The organism is Paenibacillus sp. cl141a, assembly GCF_900109305.1.
GTDB lineage: Bacteria > Bacillota > Bacilli > Paenibacillales > Paenibacillaceae > Paenibacillus_AQ > Paenibacillus_AQ lautus_A.
The window spans coordinates 820,373-838,105 of the sequence record NZ_FNZO01000001.1 but is presented as its reverse complement, the minus strand read 5'-3'; the positions used below and the strand labels follow the sequence as shown (position 1 = coordinate 838,105).

The window sequence follows — 17,733 nt, the reverse complement described above, 5'->3', positions numbered from 1 at the left end:
TAGCTTTAGCAAGATACTCCTCTGCTTGGACAAGCAGAGGAGTCATTCTTCAACACTATACTAAAACATGCCCCGCCTATTCGAAAGCGTTTTCTTTTTCATTGTATCGTTTTGTGGCTTCCTCAATAATCTCTTTACCGCCCTTGGATAGATACTCCTCGAGCACCTTGCCGTAGTTATCGATCGGCTCCCTGCCGTATACCATGCGGAGCACATGCTCCAGAATCAGCGGAGGCAGTTCATCCGACTTCGGATTCAGCTCCGGATATTTCACCATCGCCTCCAGTCTCGGGTCGAATTCTATTCCGCGGCGGCCCTCAGTCGATAACATGTTATCAAAAGCATCAATCAGCTCTTTGCCGGAATCGGACAATTCGGACACGCGTTTGTTGTACGTTGTGTCCTGCACCAGCCACAGCCAGTAGTTCAAATAACGCATCTTATCCGCGCCTGCCGCGTCCGTCGGCACCTCGAAGATCGGCTTTCCGTCAGTTACCTGATAATCCTCGCCCTCGATGCCGAAGCTGAAGAACAATTCCGCGTCCTCACTGACCATCCAGTTGAAGAACTTCACGATATCCTCCGCTTTATCCTTCGCCTTCGCGTTGATGAAGAAGGAACGCGTGACCGGATTATAATGGGCATATCCCCCTTTACCGTCAGGTCCTACAGGCGAAGGAATCAGCGCTACTTTCGCGTCCGGCACATTCTCCTTCAGCTGGGTTCCCCAGATCGGAAGCTCGTTGGCATTCATAGACCACATGCCGGCTTTACCGCTCGTGACAATGGATTTGAAATCCGCGCTTTCAATGGTCGCGAATTCCTTGCTGATCAATCCTTCCTCATGCATCGTCTTATAGATCTGAATGGCCTGCTTCATATTTTCTTCGTCAAAAAAGGTCGGCTTTACTTGCCCGTCCGGGAACACCTTGAATTGGTTCAGGTAACCCAGCACGTCATAGGCGCCGAAGAAGGTATCGGCATATTTGAAATTCTGACGTCCCGCATAAGGCTGCTCCACCCCGGCTTCCTTGAACGCGCGCAGAACCTCCATCGTCTCTTCCACCGTCGTCGGGATCTCCTTGCCTACCTTTTCCAGCAAATCGGTCCGAATCCATGTGGCCCGTCTGGACGGATTGGACAAGATTTCGGGAATCCCGTAAATATTGCCCGTCTTGGAATCCGTCATCCGCTTCCAGGCTTCCTCGGGGATAAACTTGAGCAGGTCCTGCCCATGCTCCTGCAGCAGGTCATTGAGCGGAAGAAAGACTCCGTTCTCTACGGCACCCGCCAGCTCGGGACCGCTGATTCCGCCAGTGCCCTGCACCACATCCGGTATGTCGTTCGTTGCGAACATCTGCACCATTTTATCCTGATATTCGTTATGCGGAATGAGGCGGATATCGAGGTCCGTATTCGTCATCTTCTCTAGCTCCAGCACGTACTTATCCTTGTTGATATCCGGATTCTTCTCAACGTAGGAAACGTTAAGCGTCCGCATCGAAATGGAAAATTTCGTGGCTCCCGCTTCATTCCCGCCTTGGCCGTCGCCCCCGGCGTTGGCTCCTCCGCCTCCGCCATTATTGCCCGCACAGCCGACGAGCATGGCCAGTACAAGACCTGACGTAAGCGCACGTGTCCAGCTTTTTCTCATGAATACCCCTCTTTTCAAGCTAATATAGTTGCTTATAATAGCGCTTTCAAACTTAATATCAGTATAGAGAGCCGTCTGGGCGGGAACAAGGAATGTCTTTGGCTCGGTTTGTTGTTTTTTTAGGGTTATTCTTTGATCGACCCGATCATCATCCCGTGAATGAAGAAGCGCTGCAGAAACGGATACAAGAGAATGATGGGCAGCGTGGCTACCAGAATAACCGCCATCTGAATGCCCTGCACGGACTGCGAGCTTGCTTCGAACGCCATGTTGCCCGTATCGGTCAGGCCCTCGTTCACCAGAAGTTCCCTCAATTTGACCTGGAGCGGGTACTTGCTGCGGTCATTGATATAGTAAAGGGCATCCATATATTTGTTCCAATTCGTTACGGAATAGAATATCCCTACCGTTGCCAGCGCCGGTTTGGATAACGGAAGCACGATGCTCCATAAGGTACGGACCTCGCTGCATCCGTCGATTCGGGACGAATCGATCAGTTCGCACGGAATTTGGGTGAAGAACGTGCGAAGCACGAACAGGTTGAATGCGCTGATCGCCGATGGCAGCATCAAGGACCACAGCGTGTTGACGAGATTCAGCTCGCGCATCAGAATGAATTGCGGAATGAGCGGCGCCGTAAAAATCATGGTCAACAGGATGATAATCATGATGGTTTTTCTGCCGACGTATTCGGGCCTGGAGAGCGGGTACGCCAGCGAAGCCGTTGCTGCCAGATTGATGAAGGTTCCGAATATCGTAATATAGACGCTGATCCCGAATGCCCTCCAGATGGAAACATCGTTGAATACATGCTTGTAGTATGCAAAGGTAAATTCCACCGGCCAGAACATCACTTCTCCGCGATCGATAGCGCCCGGACTGCTGAACGACTGGGCAATGACATTGAGAAAAGGGAGCAGCATGGTGAGTGCAAGAAAGGTAAGGATGGTATAGTTCAATACAAGAAACATTTTTCTGCCTGCACTGTCATATTTCACGTTGGTGGTCACTCCCCTCTAATACAGCGACTCGCCGGTCGCTTTCTTGCTGATGGTGTTTGCAATGGTGATCAGGAACAAGCCGACAACGGACTTGAACACCCCGATGGCGGTGGCATAACTGTACTGAAGCTGCTGCAAGCCGGCTTTGTAAATGTACGTGTCCAAAATTTCGCTGGACTGGATGTTAAGCGGGTTCTGAAACACAAATACGCGTTCAAACCCGTAATCCATGAAATCCCCGATCTTGAGCAGGAACAGGATCGTTATCACGGGAAGCAGCGCTGGCAGGGTAATGCTGAGGGTCTGGCGCCATCTCCCCGCTCCGTCGATTTCGGAGGCTTCGTAGAGATCCGGATTGATGCCTGCGAGCGCCGCCAGATAGATGATGGTTCCCCAGCCGACATCTCTCCATAATCCAGAGCCCACCAATACCGTTCGAATGTAGGAATCTTCGCCGAGGAAATAGATCGGTTCGATGCCGAACCACCCGAGCACCACGTTCACGATCCCCGATGATGGGGACAGGATGCCCACAAAGATACCGCTTACAATGACCCATGACAGAAAATGCGGCGCATAGAATATCGTCTGGACAATTTTCTTGTAGACGACCTGGCGAACCTCGTTCAGCAATAAAGCCAGGACGATGGGGGCCGTAAAAGCAAACAGAATGTCATATGTACCCAGCAGAAGCGTATTGCGCAGAATTTTCAAAAAATCATAGTGCTGGAACATTCGCCCAAAGTGCTCAAGGCCCACCCAGGGACTTCCCGTTACGCCCGCAAACAAATTGTAGTTCTGGAATGCGATCACGGAGCCCATTAACGGAACATATTTGAACAATGCGAAGAACAGCAGTCCCGGCAGCGATATGAAGTACAGCGCCCTGTATTTCCACATGAATCCCAGCAGCTTTCTCCTTTTATCAAGCTTTCCCTCCAGAATCGGGCTTACCGCTGATTTGTTTGGCTCGGCCATCTGTCATCACCTCTTGTTTCTCAAATGGGCCGGTGCGTTGTCATCTATCGGAATTTCGTCAAACCGGATGCTGATAAATTCAGGCTCCCGGTCAATGATCCGCGACAGCTCCTTTGTAAAAACGTCAACGATTTCGTTCTTCTGCTCACCCGTGCGTCCTTCGTACATTTTAATCGTAATTTGCGGCATCGGCTGATCGCCTCCTATAGGAAATGGATGTGATGAATATCCTTATCCTATAAGTTTTCATGACCGGGCAGCAATGGAGGAAGATCGGTTCCTTTGTGTTTTTTTTAGGTGCTTGTGGAGGCTTGTGTTTTTTTAAGTTCGGCTTGTGATTTCAACAGTTTTTAAACGGATGGTCTAGAAATTCGTAGCGTTCTGTGGAACAATGGTTCAAAGCAGAAGCCAACACGGGCCGCTCGATGCCATCAGTTATGGGAGGTTAGCGATGAACGGACAAGTGAAGGAAGAGGGAACGATCTATGCGTCGTTATGGGGAAAACTCGAAAAGAAAGTAACGCGTATGACGGATCAGCTCCAAGGCAAAGTTCCCCATGCCACAAAGAACGGGATCTATGATTCCACCCGGATCGATTGGTGGACCTCCGGTTTTTGGCCGGGGATGCTATGGATGATGTATGATATGACCAAGCAGCCGCAGTATCAGGAATGGGCTTGGGAATGGGATATCCGGCTTGAAGAGGCGCTGATCGGAGACAGTAACTTTCATCACGATGTAGGCTTTCAATTTCTGCCGACGGCCGTCATCAAATATAAACTGACCGGCGATCCGGATGCCAGGCGGAGAGGATTGTTGGCGGCTACCCTGCTCGCAGGAAGGTTTAACCCCGTCGGCAGATTCATTCGCGCTTGGAATCAGGTGAAGCCTACCTCGTGGAACCACGGAAACGAAGGCTGGTCCATCATCGATTCCACCATGAATCTCTCCCTCTTGTTCTGGGCTTCCGAGGAGAGCGGCGATCCGAGATTCGCTCATATCGCCAGGGAGCAAGCCAATACGGTTGCTGAACATTTCATTAGACCCGACGGCTCGGTTCGGCACATCTGCCGGTTTGACCCGTTGACGGGAGAATATATGGAATCGCTCGGCGGGCAAGGCTTTGGACCGGAATCGGCCTGGAGCCGGGGAGCAGCCTGGGCTTTGCACGGGATGGCGAACACCTATCGGTATACCGGCGATATTCGGTATCTCGACGCGGCCAAGCGAGTCGCTCATTTCTTCGCGGCTTCCCTAGAGGAAGATTCCGTTCCGCTTTGGGATTTTCGGGCGGAGCGCAAGGGTTTGGGATCCCCCGATCATGACGGGACGGAAACATCCCCATTGGCACCGGTGCCAAGGGATACATCCGCGGCATCCTGCGCCGCATCCGGGCTGCTTGAAATCGCGGACCTCGTCCCGCAAGCAGAACGCGCTCTGTACCGCAGCAGTGCCTTGTGTATCATCGACTCTTTGACGAACCGTTACGCCGAATGGGATGACCCGGATTATGAAGGCATACTGAAAGAGGCCACCGGGCATCTGCCCGCCGGACAAAATATAAACGTCTCGCTCATTTATGGCGATTACTATTATGTTGAGAGCGCAGCCAAGCTAATGGGATGGAAAAACCGGATCTTCTGATCCGGTTTTTATGTCGTGTTATTTATTCTTTTTCGGAATCCGAATATAGAAGCAGCTGCCGCCAACATGCTCATCTCCGCTTTCGGCCCACACGTGACCGCCATGAGCGGAAACCAGCTGCTTGACGATGGCCAGGCCCATTCCGCTTCCGCCGCTTAACCGATTCCTCGACTTATCGCCCCGATACAGCCTTTCGAATATATACGGCAGATCGGATTGGGAGATGCCCTGTCCCGAATCCCGAATCCGAATCAGGGCATCGGCCCCTTCGTCCACGAGATCGGCTTGCACTGTACCGCCGGACGGGGTGTAGTGCAAGGCATTGCTTAACACATTGATCAGAATCTGGTGCATCCGGTCTGGATCCACCTCGACTGCGATCAAAGAACTTCCGGCATATTGCAAATTCACTTCTTTTTCATGATACATCGCCTTCGCCAGCGTGACGGCTCTCTCCATAATATGGCTCAGATCCTGCTCGGACCGGGACAGCTGAAACTCCGGGGATTCCATATCGTGCAGTTCCTCCAGCTCCGTGACGAGCTGAATCAAACGGTCGATTTCATCCAAGCAGGTGCGGAAACGGTCTGCAGTCGGCTCCCATACCCCGTCCTCGAGTGCACGGGTGTGACTCTTTAAGGTGGTTAGCGGCGTTCGGAGCTCATGCGCGATATCCTGCGTCATGTTCCTGCGAAGCTGCTCCTGTTTCTGCAGCTGCACTGCAAGCTCATTCAGCGAAGCACCAAGCCCCGCAATTTCATCGTACCCTCCGGCTGCCACGCGGACATCCCAATCTCCCTGCGTCATCATTTCTGCCGCCCGCTTCATCTGGACGAGGGGAGCCGATATCCTTCTTGCTACATAGATTCCTATTATGGAGGCTATGGCAATCGATAACAGGCAGGTTAAGATAATCGATTGCATCTGCGCCTGCTCCAAATGGTAGTTCAGCTCATCCATTCCGCTGTGCCCGCTGGACTGCTGCTGGTACATCGCGATATGGTAATGGTTCGTCACGATGTTGATGACGGTAAACATGATCAGGATCCCTGCCGTGATGCTGATAATGATGGCGGCGAGCCTCAGGTCAAGCCGATGCTTCAAGCCCCGTCACCTCCGAAGCGATAGCCGAATCCGTAAACGGTGAGGATATATTTCGGCTGCTTTGGGTCGAATTCAATCTTTTGACGCAGATTCTTTATATGCTGATCGATGATGCGGATGTCACCGATAAAATCGTAGCCTAATACCCGGTCGACCAGTTCCTCGCGAGAGAAATTCCGCTGCGGGTATTTGGCCAACAGCAGCAGCAGTTTATATTCGCTCGGCGTCAAATTCACGATGTGTCCATGGCTGGTGACCTCATGCTTCATCGAATGGATGACCAATGCGCCTTCATCATACACAATGACGTCCGCAAGCAGCTTACTGTCATCCCCCCGCCTCAAGACAGCCTTGACCCTGGCCACGACTTCCCGAGGGTCGAACGGCTTCACGATGTAATCATCCGCTCCGATCGCAAATCCGCCAATCCGGCTGCTCTGAGCCACCTTAGCCGTTAACATCACGATGGGGACCGAGCTAAACGTTCGAATCTCCTTGCATATCCGTTCACCGTCCATATCCGGCAGCATGAGATCCAATAGGACAAGGTCCACGGCTTGTCCTCGCAGGCAATCGAATGCCTCGGCACCGTTCGCCGCTTCCAGCGTCAAGTAACGTTCTTTGTTCAAATAAGATACAAGAACTTCTCTTATATTCGGTTCATCATCCACAATTAATATGGTTTTCATTCCGGTATCTCCTTATTGAATCCTTCATCAGTACAAGTCAACTGTAACATAAGTCCCTATTGTAACTGAAACTTGTGAAGATTCCATGAGGATGAACAAGATGGTCCATGAAGCCCATGAGATTGTTGGGCTTCATAGTATTCTAATGTATTTCGTTTCATCACGTGGCATTTATAAGAGACTTCAGATAAGAGACGCTTTGCGGCACCTGGCTTTCATGCAAGCCATGAAGAATCAGCGGTCCGTTAAAACGATAAGCGCGCAGGAGCTGAATGTATGCTTCATAATCCAGTTCTCCGGTTCCGGCAGCCCTGTACCGGATTCCATCTACAGTCGAATAATCCTTGGCATGAGCCATAATGACATGTTCACCGAGCAGTGACAGCGCTTGATCTACTACCTCAGTCAAAGGCTTACCGTCGTTCGGATTGAATAAATTCGCTGCGTCCAGTACCACCTTCAACCGCGGAGAACGCATCGTATCCAGCAGCTGTTTAGCTTTGACGGCATCGCTGATCACATTGGCCGGCTCCGGTTCAATGGCCAACTCAAGCCCGAATTCCTCTGCTATATTCACCAGAACCTCCATGGTGCTCAGCAGATCATCCCATGCCTCCGGCGAATCGTTGTCCGGATGTCTTCTCCACATATCGATTGGATCCCTCGTTCCCGTGCACAGGGTAATGACGGACGTCCCCATGAAATGGCACATCGCGGCCAAATACCGAAATCGGCGAATGTCATGCTGCCGTTTCTCCTGATCGGGGTGGATCATATTAAAGGTCCCGGATACGGCCGCCATATGAAGATGCCGATTCTCGCACGCAGCTTGAATATGTGCAGCGGTCCCCAGATCGACGGCCTCCGGCAGCGACGGAAGAGCGGCGCAGGAAAGATTGAACTGGATGACCTCCAATCCGGTTGCTATAACAGCGTCCAAGTTTTCTTCCAGTGTCGGCCTCTCAAACGTCTTGGAGAATATGCCCAATTTCATCACTCATACGCCTCCCGATACTTCAGCCAGCTTTACCGTCTTGCCGGTCTCAACGGATCTGGCAATCGCCGCCATCGCGCGCATGGCTGCTACTCCGTCATCCAGATTGGCTCCTCGCATGGGTGCCTGCTCCAGAATCGTATCCGCGAAGCCTTCAACCTGCAGCTTGAAGAAATGCGCATCTTCGCCTAGCGGCCTGTGATAACAACCGTCGCGCGAGGAGAACACCTCGACGTCGCTTGACTTGAAGAGCCACGGATTGTAGGTCTTGCCAATAACGCTTCCGTGTTCACCGTAAATTTGAAAGCCTTCATGCCAATCCATCCGGACGGCGACCGTAAGATCCAGATGCCCTACAGCGCCCGATGCAAACTGCACCGTGACGAACCAGTTATATGCGCCGAATTTCTGCGTATTCCATGCCGTCACGCTCACCAGCTCCCCCCCTAAAAAGCGGGCCGTATCCACCAGATGGCTGCCATGCGTCAGCATGTAATAACGCAGCTTATCGAGCTTCGGATTACCATCCGGCCTCAGGGCATTCGGACTAAGCCGCACCAACGGCTGAACGTTTTCGGTGACCGTATACCGGTAGGTCGAGTCGCAGTACCATGCTTTCAGGGCCAGCATCTCCCCCATCTCTTGCTCAATAAACCGTTTGGCATAAGCGATGCCGGGATCAAAGCGTTTCATGTTCCCGATTTGGACAACACAACCGGAATCCCTTGCTCTCCGTTGTAATTCCTCACACTCTTCTACGGTGACGCCAAGCGGCTTCTCCACGAGAACATGTTTTCCTGCTTCGATGGCTTTAAGGGCGGCTTTCACGTGAAATTGATCCGCGATGCCAATGATGACAGCTTCCACCTCGGGATCTGCCAGCATCTTGTCATAATCCTTGTAGGTTCGTACCGGCTGATGGATTTCGGCCATGCGGTTCAGCAAATCCTCCGCGACGTCGCATATCGCATAAAGGCGTGCATTGCTCGCCCTCCGGCAAGCTTCGAAGTGTCCGTACTGCGATATGGGGCCGCAGCCCAGCACGCCAATATTTAACGCCTTTTTATCCATCGTCATAACAACACCCCCCGTATTGGATGATTAAAAGAAAAACATCTATCGACGTACTTTCTCAGAATACAGACCGCGTTTAGAGGATGTTTTTCTTGCGATTATTGAATTGTTCAGCTCCGCTGAAAACTAATAAATTCTATAATCTATGGCAAATGCCGTAGGATATACTCCTGCGGCTGCATTCCCTCTTATTTTTTTGCCATGTATTTGCGAATGTCAAATGCTACCGCTGCTACGATAATAAGCCCTTTGATGATCAATTGCCAATAGGGACTGACGCCGATAAAAGTTAACCCGTAATTGATAACGCCGAAGATCAGAACCCCGGCCATCACGCCGGGCACCGTGCCGATGCCGCCAGCCGTGGATACGCCTCCGACCACGCATGCCGCTATCGCATCCAGTTCATACATGTTGCCATAGTTGTTGGTCGCACCACCGGTTCTTGCAGCCTCCAGCACGCCGGCGATGCCGTACAGTGCACCGGAAATGGCGTAGATCGCGATGAGATTGCGAGCGACATTGATCCCCGATACATGCGCGGCTTGCACGTTGCCGCCAATGGCATACATGTTTTTCCCGAGCCGGGTCTTGTTGAAGATGACCCAGCAGATGAACGCAACTAAGATAGCGATGATGACGATGTAAGGGAGTGAGTAACCGCCGCCGAAGTCGATGTAGCCGCTGCCCCACACGGTAAAATCCGATCGTAAGCCGCCGATCGGCTGGGACTGGTTCGGCTCCATATCAAAATAGATGGAATAGACGCCGTAGATCCCGACCATTGTACCGAGCGTCGCAATGAACGGCGGCACATGCAGCTTGGCTACGATGAAACCATTGATTAGACCGACGATAAGCCCCGCTATGATGCCGATCAGGATCGGCAATAGAACCGATACCTGGGGCAAATCCGGGAAAAAGCGGTTCGCATAAACCTCCGTTTGCAGCATCGAAGCCGATACGACCGCGGTTAAGCCTACGACGCGACCTGCGGAAAGGTCTACCCCGCCGGTGATCAGAATGAATGCCGCTCCCAGCGCGATGATCAATCTGGTCGAGGATTGCTGCAGAATATCCCGCAATGTGGAAAAGGCCAGAAAGTTGGGATCTGCGACGGCAATCCCGATGACGAGCAGTATCAATACTACGAATATGGCGCGCTGCGCCAAATAATCTTTAACCTTAACGATGGCTTGCGAATTCATCGACTTCCCCTCCCGGATCGGCCGACCGCTGCTGTGCGGCCAGCCGCATGATTTCCTCTTCGCTTGCTTCCTGCCCTTCCAGAATTCCTGTCATCCGCCCTTCGCTCATCACCATGATCCGGTCGGACATTCCGAGCAGCTCGGGCATTTCGGAGGAAATCATAATGATGCTCTTCCCTTGCGTCGCCAGCTGCGTAATGATGGAATAAATCTCGAACTTGGCGCCCACATCGATCCCGCGGGTCGGCTCATCCAGCAGCAGGATCTCGGGCTCCGTAAGCAGCCATCTCGCCAGCAGCACCTTCTGCTGGTTCCCGCCCGACAGATTTCGAATCTGGGTATTGACCGACGGCGTCTTGGTTCTCAGCTTCTCCACGTTCGTTCGCGCATCCTCGATGCCTCTGCGTTCATTCAGCAGGAACGCCCAATTCTGATACCTTTGAAGATTGGCAATGACCGTATTCTCGTAGACCGAGAGTACCGGGAATATGCCGGTGACTCTACGCTCCTCCGTCAGCAGTGCCATGTTGTTTTTCTTCGCATCGGAAGGCGACTTGATCTTCACTGGTTTCCCGTTAATCGATATGGTTCCGGAGGCCACCGGACGAAGCCCGAAGAGAGCCTCAACCAATTCCGTACGCTGAGCGCCGACAAGGCCGCCAATGCCCAGAATCTCGCCCTTTCTCAGCTCGAAGGATACATTCTGAAACGATTTCGGATTAGAGGAGCTTAATTGCCGGACCTGCATCCGGGTTTCGCCCGGAATGTTCGTCCGTTCAGGATAGCGCTCCGTCAAATCCCGTCCCACCATACGGGTAATGATCAAATCGGTCGTCAATTCTCCTGCCTGCCAGGTTCCCACGTACTTGCCGTCCCGCATGATCGTGACATCATCGGATATGCGCAGAATTTCTTCCATTTTGTGCGAGATGTAGACGATGGACACACCCTGCGACCGCAGCCTGTTCATGATGCTGAACAGATGCTCCACCTCGTTCCCGGTCAGGGATGAGGTCGGTTCGTCCATTACGATCACTTTGGAGTGATAGGACACCGCTTTGACAATCTCAAGCGATTGGATCTTGGACACCGAAAGCGCTCCTGTTCTTGCCCTAGGATCAATATCGATATCAAGCTCGCGGAACAGCCGAAGCGTGTCCGCTGCCATCTGTTTCTCGTTCACGAATTTCAAGGGCCAGAAGCCCGTCATCGGAAATCTCCCCAGCCATATATTCTCCATCACATTGCGGTGCGGCACGGGATGAAGCTCCTGATGAATCATGGATATTCCGTGATTCAATGCATCCTTGGAGCTGTTGATGGCGACCTTGTCGCCGTTTAAGTAAATGTCGCCTTCATCAGGCTTGTAGATGCCGAATAAACATTTCATCAGCGTTGATTTGCCGGCCCCATTCTCGCCCATGAGCGCATGCACGGTTCCGGGTCTTACCTTGAACGTTACGTCGCTTAATGCCTGAACGCCTGGAAACGCCTTCGATACATTCCGCATCTCCAGCACATATGATTCCGCCACTTTGAATACCTCCTTCGCTTTTCCGGGCCAAAAGAGTCCAATATAAAGGGACAACGCTACGATGAGCCGCTGCCCCTTCTTATAACCCTGCCATTATTTCGCGTCGGCGATATTGTCCTTCGTTATTTTTTTGTAGGCGATCCACACGTATTTACCGTCGGTAATATCAAAGCCGGTATTCTCCTTGTTCGGCGTTTCCCCTTTGGAGAGCGCGGCCGCTATGGCAACCGAAGCTTTGCCCTGGCTCTTGGCGTCGTTAAGCACGGTTCCGAGAAGGGTTCCGTCTTCCAGCGCCTGGACGGCGGGAGCCGTCGCATCGACGCCCACGACCGGCATGTACTTGTCGCCGCTGAAATAACCTGCCGCTTTTAATGCCTCAATCGCTCCGAGCGCCATATCGTCATTGTTGGCCAGCACCGCTTCAATCTTGTCGCCATGGGACGCGAGGAAGGTTTGCATCTTCTCCTGTCCTTTCACGCGGTCCCACATGGCGGTATCCACCGCAAGCGCTTCCACTTCAATGCCGGCGTCTTGAATCGCCTGAACGGAGAATTTGGTCCGCAGCTCGGCATCCTGATGGCCAGGCTCCCCCTGCAGCAAGACATACTGCAGCTTGCCGTCCCCGTTCTTGTCTGCCTCCGGATTCGCTTTCCAATAATCGACGATCAGCTGGCCGGAGATCGTGCCGGATTCCTCCGCCTTCGCCCCTACGTAATAAACCTTATCCCATTTGTTCATGTCTTCCGCGATCGGCTCCCGGTTCAGGAAAACCACCGGCGTATTGGCGGTTTTCGCCTTGTCGATAATGACGCCCGCTGCCGTGCGGTCTACGGGGTTGATAATCATGGAGCTGTATTTTTTCGAAATAAACAGATCGATTTTCTCATTCTGGGTCGGCTGCGCATTTTGACTATCCACGATATCCAGTTTGGCTACGCCATTCGCTGCATCGGACATCGCATTCCGAACGCCTGTCATAAAGGTATCGTCGAACTTGTAAATCGCCACCCCGACTTGAGGCGTACTGCCGCCTGACGCGTCGCCGCCCGTGCTATCGCTGCCGGTTGAACTGCTCCCGCCGTTGTTGCATGCCGCCGTGGCCAGCATCATGCCTGCCATAAGGACAAACAGCCATTTTTTCTTCACTTGGGTTGACCTCCCTGATTCATTCGATATTTCAGTGCTGGCTGCGGAACTCCGAAGCCGTATCTCACTGACTACCGCCATTATGCCGGAATGACCCTGATATTCGAATTCAAAATCCTCCTGCTTTCTAGCAAAATTCTCATCACTTTACCGATTGGCTTCGTGACTTCCTTACTTCACAAATGGAAACAGCACCTTCTGATTATCCATCCAGAACATATTGTCGGCATCAATCACCTTGGTCTCAAGCACGATCGGCTTATCATATCTCAAACCGTCCATGACCTTCACAGCCTGCTCTACGCCCAAGTAACCCGTGCTGAAGCCGTTCTGTACCACGAGTTTATGAAGAACGCCATCCTGAAGAAGCTGAAGCTGTTCCAGATCGCTGCCGAAGGTGACAATCTTGATCTCCCCTTGAACCTTCCGTCTTGCGACTTCTTTAGCCGCTCCCAAGGAAGCCTGGATATCGAGTGCCAGAATTCCGTCGACGGCACCCTGATCCAGCAGCTGTTTGGCGGCCTGCCAGCATGCATCCTCGCGTTTGCCGCAAGCCGCGCCGCCCGCTATTTCAATTCCGCCGATATCTGACCATGCCCGTTTGGCTCCCTCTTCGCGGGCGATCAAGTCGGGATCCTCCCTGTCGGAACGCAGGATGGCTACTGTACCCCGACCTTCAAGCAAGTCGGCCAGCTGCTCGCCCGCCTTGCGTCCGGCAGCTTCATTATTGATCGCGATCGCGGATAAGATGCCTGTGGTCATTCGTTCATCATTCAATGCAATCACGGGGATACCCGCTGCCGCTGCCTTATCGCCTAATTCCTGCAGCACTGCCTCCGATGCCGGGTCGATCAAGATCGCGGATGCGCCCTTCTCCAACATCTTCAAAGCGGCCTGCAGCTGCTCCGCCTCATCGTCGCTAGGCTCCAAGGAAACATAATCGAGCGCCAATCCATATTCCTTGGCGGCCGCCTCGGCGCCTAAACGGATCGCATCCCCCTGCTCTTCGGCGTGTACGGGAGCCACAAGGGCAATATGTTGAAGCACGGGCTCCTCATCCGGGTCCGTATCGGATGAACACGATGTTAAGAGGATCAGGACAGCGACGAGTGCAGCGAAACAGCCCCTAGGTCCAATCGGTAACCGCAGCGGCCGGAAAGTTCTAATCATGCTCGCGTTCCTCCTCGTCCATATCGTGAATGACCGGAATCCGTATGCGAACGGTAGTGCCCGCCTCCTGCTCGCTCTCGAATTCCAGCCCGTACCGTTTGCCGTAATACAGACGAATTCGGTCATGGACATTTCGAACGGCTACGCCGGAACCGGCTGTGTTGATAAATTGAGCCGGGTTATGAGGCGTCTCTTTAGCGTCCAAGATCCCTTCAACCATCTCGGGTGTCATCCCAACCCCGTTATCCGTAACCGTCATTTCCAACAATTCGCCTTTTACGGCTGCCCCTATGCGAATATGCCCCTGATCCACCATATACTCGATGCCGTGCACGATGGCATTCTCGATTAAGGGCTGAAGCACCAGCTTGAGAGTGTAACAGGATAGCGCAGCTTCGTCCGCTTCGATCGCAAAATCGAATTTCTGTTTATATCTCATCTGTTGTATGGTCAAATAATGCCGTGCGTGCTCCAGCTCTTCCCGGACGCTTATCGATGTCTTCCCTTTGCTCAAGCTCAAACGAAACAGCTTCGACAAGGAAGTAATCATCGTAATGACCTCCTCCTTCTTGCTCATTCCTACCATGCGAACAACCGAATTCAGGGTATTGTACAAAAAATGAGGGTTGATCTGGGCCTGCAAGGCTTCCAGCTCATATTTACGCTTCGATTCCTGCTCCTTCACAATCTGTTTCATGAGCTGCCTGATCTTATTCAGCATCAGGTTGAAACGGCTGGACAGCTGCACTACTTCAAGCGGCCCCTGCAACGGGAGCTCCACGTCGAAATCGCCACGTTCCACGGCTTTCATCGTTCTGCCCATGCGGCGAATAGGCCGGGTGAGCATGGCCGAAAGAATCAGGGATACCGCAATGGCCAGCACCAAGACAATGGCAACCACCCGGACCAAATAACGGTTGACCTCTTCTCTTGTGGTCATGATCTCATCCAAATAGGATACGCCAACGATTTTCCAGCCAATGTTGACGACCGATTTGACCGTATTGAGCCGCTTGACCCCATCCGATTCATCGATGTAGCTCTCCGAGGAGGTCAGCGCACGCTCAACGCTCTCATTCCGAAGCCCCATGTAGATTAATTGCTGCTGCGGATGGTACACGATATTTCCCGCTCCTTCGTCGATGATGTACGCATACCCGCGCTTCCCTAGACTGATGCGGCTGCTCAGCTCGTCGATCTTCTTGAAGTTGATATCCACCAGCAGAATGACGTACATCGGCTCCCCGTCATGAACGACCGTAATGCCTTTACTCATCGTGACAACCCATTCAAACGTGTGGTCATATAAATTCTGAACATGGGGCAGCGAGAAGCTCAGATGGTCGGAGACTCTCATGGCCGAGTGAAACCAGCTCTGTTCCGTCACCTTGGCGCTGGACTTGACCGGAATGGCCGGATGGTTCCGCAGCAGGTCGCCCTGATCATTAAACAAAGCGATAGAGACGATGTCATCTCGGCTTCGCATGATCGTATCGAGCTGTTTTGTCACCTGCTCATCGTCCCACTGCCCGTCTGCCAGCATGTTTTCCTCGATCGCCCGATACAACTGCGCCATCCCGTCCACGTAATCCTCGAGATTATAGCTAACCTGGTCCACGATTTGCTGGGCATTCAGGAATACGCTTTGCTCTGCCGATCGCGAGAATTTATTGAAGAGCAGTACGGCTACCACGATCACAATGAGCAGAATGAACGCCGAGAAGGACCACATGATGATGGATTGAATGCTGTGCGTTCGGAATCGCTTAACCCATCGTTGTACGAACGGTAGAATCGAGTATCGCTTCGTATACGTGATTTTCACCGATGCCCTACCCCCTCGCTTGTGCCCGATATTCCTTAGGCGAAACGCCGACCTGCTTCTTGAAGCAGAAGCTGAAATAATTCGGATCGGCAAACCCGACGCGCTCCGCAATTTCGAAAGCCTTCAGGTCGGTGGAACGTAAAAGCTCCTTGGCCGTTTCCATCCGCAGCTGCATTAAGTACTGCACATAGGTCATTTTGAGCTCTTTTTTGAATACGCCGCTAAAATAGCCTGTGCTGATATGCAGGTGCATGCACAGCTTCTGCAGCGATATATCCGGGTCGTCGTAATGCTCCCGCGTGTACTCCAGCGCTTTCTCCACGATGTCTTTATAGGCATGCTGCCTGGAGTTGGAGATTTGCTTGCGGATGGCCAAACTGACATCCTGAAGCCAAGCTTTAGCCTCCTGTAGTCCGGAAAACTTGAAGATCTCGGCATGCAGCTGATACCCCGCTCCAAACATCTCCTCAAGCTCGATCCCGGATTCTTTAGCCGTTCGAAGTATGGCCGTTACGACTTCCAGGAGATAGATCTGAACCTCTTGAATCGTGCAGGATGCTCCGATCAGCTCATCGAATATGTGCGTAATCGATTCACTTAATTCCTCCGCGGTTCCGAGCTTAAGATTGCGGATCAGCGCTTGCTCCTGCAATTCGTCCAGACGGATCCCTTCCTGCCTCGGACTCTCCACGTCATCGATGAAGATGACTTTCTCGGCACCGAGAATCAGCCGGTAGTCCAGCGCCAGCAGCGCATCCTGGTAGGAGTGCTTAAGATCGGACAGAGTCCGGACCCTGGAACCCACGCCGATCGTAACCGGCAGCTTCAGATAGTGAAGAATGCTTTTGAGCAAACGGTCCAGTGCCACCTGCAGGTCGCCAAACCACGACTCGTCCTCGCAGCCGTCATTCGTAATCAAGAACACGATGCTATCCTGGTATATGAATGCGCTTCCAAAAGAAAGGGGATCCATCAGCTCTTTCGCAATGTTCAGCATAGCGTGCAGCATCAAGTCCATATCGCTGGAATGCCGCAGGGAGCTTGATGGAGCACTCTCCTTATGCTCTGCCGCCGGATATAAAGCCATCACCGCGGCGAGATAACAGGCGCTGTTCAGCGGAAGGCCGTAATTCCGAGTTTTCTCCTCAATGATGGAGCGGGGCAGTTTTCGGGTTAACAGCGAAGCCAGGAACGATTCCCGTAGCAAAGGCAGGCTTGTCCGGTAATGCTCCTTTAATTGGCGCACGTCCTCACGCTCCGCCACCTCCATATCGATTTTGTCCTTGATCTTGCCTAATAACTCCATGAAGCTTTCGGCAGAGAACGGCTTGAGCAAATACTCATCCACGCTGAGCGTAATCGCTTGACGGGCATAATCAAATTCGTCATAACCGGTCAAAATAACGATTTTGCACAGCGGCTGATGCTCCCTTAGCCATGAGGCCAGCTGCAGTCCATCCTGAAAGGGCATACTGATATCGGTAATAACGACATCCGGCTCCAACCGCTCCGCAGCCTCCACGGCCTCTCTTCCGTTCTCCGCCGTCCCCTTGATCTCGAATCCGCAGGCTTCCCATTGGATTTCCTGAACGAGGCCTTCCCTCACATCGGCTTCATCATCTACTAACAGCACTTTATACAATGCGACCCCTCCCGTTTCTGTCCTGTTCGGTTGCAAACTGAATCTATAGTGATCTTACCTCGCCGCACC

At 52.5% G+C, this 17,733-nt stretch carries 15 protein-coding genes; 1 reads left to right on the top strand and 14 read right to left on the bottom strand.

Translation table 11 applies throughout. The annotated features are described in order from the left end of the window. Window positions 1-76 precede the first annotated feature (76 nt). From BMX45_RS03995 to BMX45_RS03980, 4 genes are all read right to left on the bottom strand, one after another. Entirely contained in the window at window positions 77-1,654 is a 1,578-nt protein-coding gene (locus tag BMX45_RS03995; RefSeq protein WP_090908591.1) for an extracellular solute-binding protein, read from the bottom strand. 125 nt (window positions 1,655-1,779) lie between these two features. After that, on the bottom strand, window positions 1,780-2,652 hold the full coding sequence (locus BMX45_RS03990) for a carbohydrate ABC transporter permease (protein ID WP_090908590.1): 873 nt from the start codon (window positions 2,650-2,652) through the stop codon (window positions 1,780-1,782). 18 nt (window positions 2,653-2,670) lie between these two features. After that, the gene (locus BMX45_RS03985) at window positions 2,671-3,633 is read right to left on the bottom strand and encodes an ABC transporter permease (RefSeq protein WP_090908589.1); all 963 of its coding nucleotides are present in this window, start codon (window positions 3,631-3,633) and stop codon (window positions 2,671-2,673) included. Window positions 3,634-3,639: 6 nt separating this feature from the next. Next, complete coding sequence (locus BMX45_RS03980) at window positions 3,640-3,822, bottom strand: tautomerase family protein (RefSeq protein WP_090908588.1); 183 nt, start codon at window positions 3,820-3,822, stop codon at window positions 3,640-3,642. 262 nt (window positions 3,823-4,084) lie between these two features. On the opposite strand from BMX45_RS03980, the gene BMX45_RS03975 reads away from it, so the two are divergent. Next, window positions 4,085-5,278 carry a glycoside hydrolase family 88 protein gene (locus BMX45_RS03975; protein WP_090908587.1) on the top strand — a complete coding sequence of 398 codons (1,194 nt, stop codon included), beginning with the start codon at window positions 4,085-4,087 and terminating at the stop codon, window positions 5,276-5,278. A gap of 18 nt (window positions 5,279-5,296) precedes the next feature. On the opposite strand, the gene BMX45_RS03970 is transcribed toward BMX45_RS03975, so the two are convergent. The 10 genes from BMX45_RS03970 to BMX45_RS03925 form a co-directional block, all read right to left on the bottom strand. Then, window positions 5,297-6,382: a sensor histidine kinase gene (locus BMX45_RS03970; RefSeq protein WP_090908586.1), complete on the bottom strand. Its 1,086-nt coding sequence runs from the start codon at window positions 6,380-6,382 to the stop codon at window positions 5,297-5,299. After that, complete coding sequence (locus BMX45_RS03965; protein ID WP_090908585.1) at window positions 6,379-7,071, bottom strand: response regulator transcription factor; 693 nt, start codon at window positions 7,069-7,071, stop codon at window positions 6,379-6,381. The genes BMX45_RS03970 and BMX45_RS03965 overlap by 4 nt, the downstream gene beginning before the upstream one ends. 160 nt (window positions 7,072-7,231) lie before the next feature. After that, the gene (locus tag BMX45_RS03960) at window positions 7,232-8,065 is read right to left on the bottom strand and encodes a sugar phosphate isomerase/epimerase family protein (RefSeq protein ID WP_090908792.1); all 834 of its coding nucleotides are present in this window, start codon (window positions 8,063-8,065) and stop codon (window positions 7,232-7,234) included. Window positions 8,066-8,068: 3 nt separating this feature from the next. Next, entirely contained in the window at window positions 8,069-9,142 is a 1,074-nt protein-coding gene (locus BMX45_RS03955; RefSeq protein WP_090908584.1) for a Gfo/Idh/MocA family oxidoreductase, read from the bottom strand. A gap of 185 nt (window positions 9,143-9,327) precedes the next feature. Then, window positions 9,328-10,347: a galactose/methyl galactoside ABC transporter permease MglC gene (mglC, locus tag BMX45_RS03950; RefSeq protein WP_090908583.1), complete on the bottom strand. Its 1,020-nt coding sequence runs from the start codon at window positions 10,345-10,347 to the stop codon at window positions 9,328-9,330. After that, window positions 10,325-11,881, bottom strand: a complete 1,557-nt coding sequence (locus BMX45_RS03945; RefSeq protein ID WP_217648107.1) for a sugar ABC transporter ATP-binding protein — start codon at window positions 11,879-11,881, stop codon at window positions 10,325-10,327. The genes mglC and BMX45_RS03945 overlap by 23 nt, the downstream gene beginning before the upstream one ends. A 93-nt stretch (window positions 11,882-11,974) precedes the next feature. Then, window positions 11,975-13,027 carry a galactose ABC transporter substrate-binding protein gene (locus tag BMX45_RS03940; RefSeq protein ID WP_090908582.1) on the bottom strand — a complete coding sequence of 351 codons (1,053 nt, stop codon included), beginning with the start codon at window positions 13,025-13,027 and terminating at the stop codon, window positions 11,975-11,977. 171 nt (window positions 13,028-13,198) lie between these two features. Beyond that, window positions 13,199-14,197: a substrate-binding domain-containing protein gene (locus BMX45_RS03935; RefSeq protein WP_090908581.1), complete on the bottom strand. Its 999-nt coding sequence runs from the start codon at window positions 14,195-14,197 to the stop codon at window positions 13,199-13,201. Further along, on the bottom strand, window positions 14,190-16,022 hold the full coding sequence (locus BMX45_RS03930) for a cache domain-containing sensor histidine kinase (protein WP_090908580.1): 1,833 nt from the start codon (window positions 16,020-16,022) through the stop codon (window positions 14,190-14,192). The genes BMX45_RS03935 and BMX45_RS03930 overlap by 8 nt, the downstream gene beginning before the upstream one ends. 7 nt (window positions 16,023-16,029) lie before the next feature. Further along, entirely contained in the window at window positions 16,030-17,664 is a 1,635-nt protein-coding gene (locus BMX45_RS03925; RefSeq protein WP_090908579.1) for a response regulator, read from the bottom strand. Window positions 17,665-17,733: the final 69 nt, after the last annotated feature.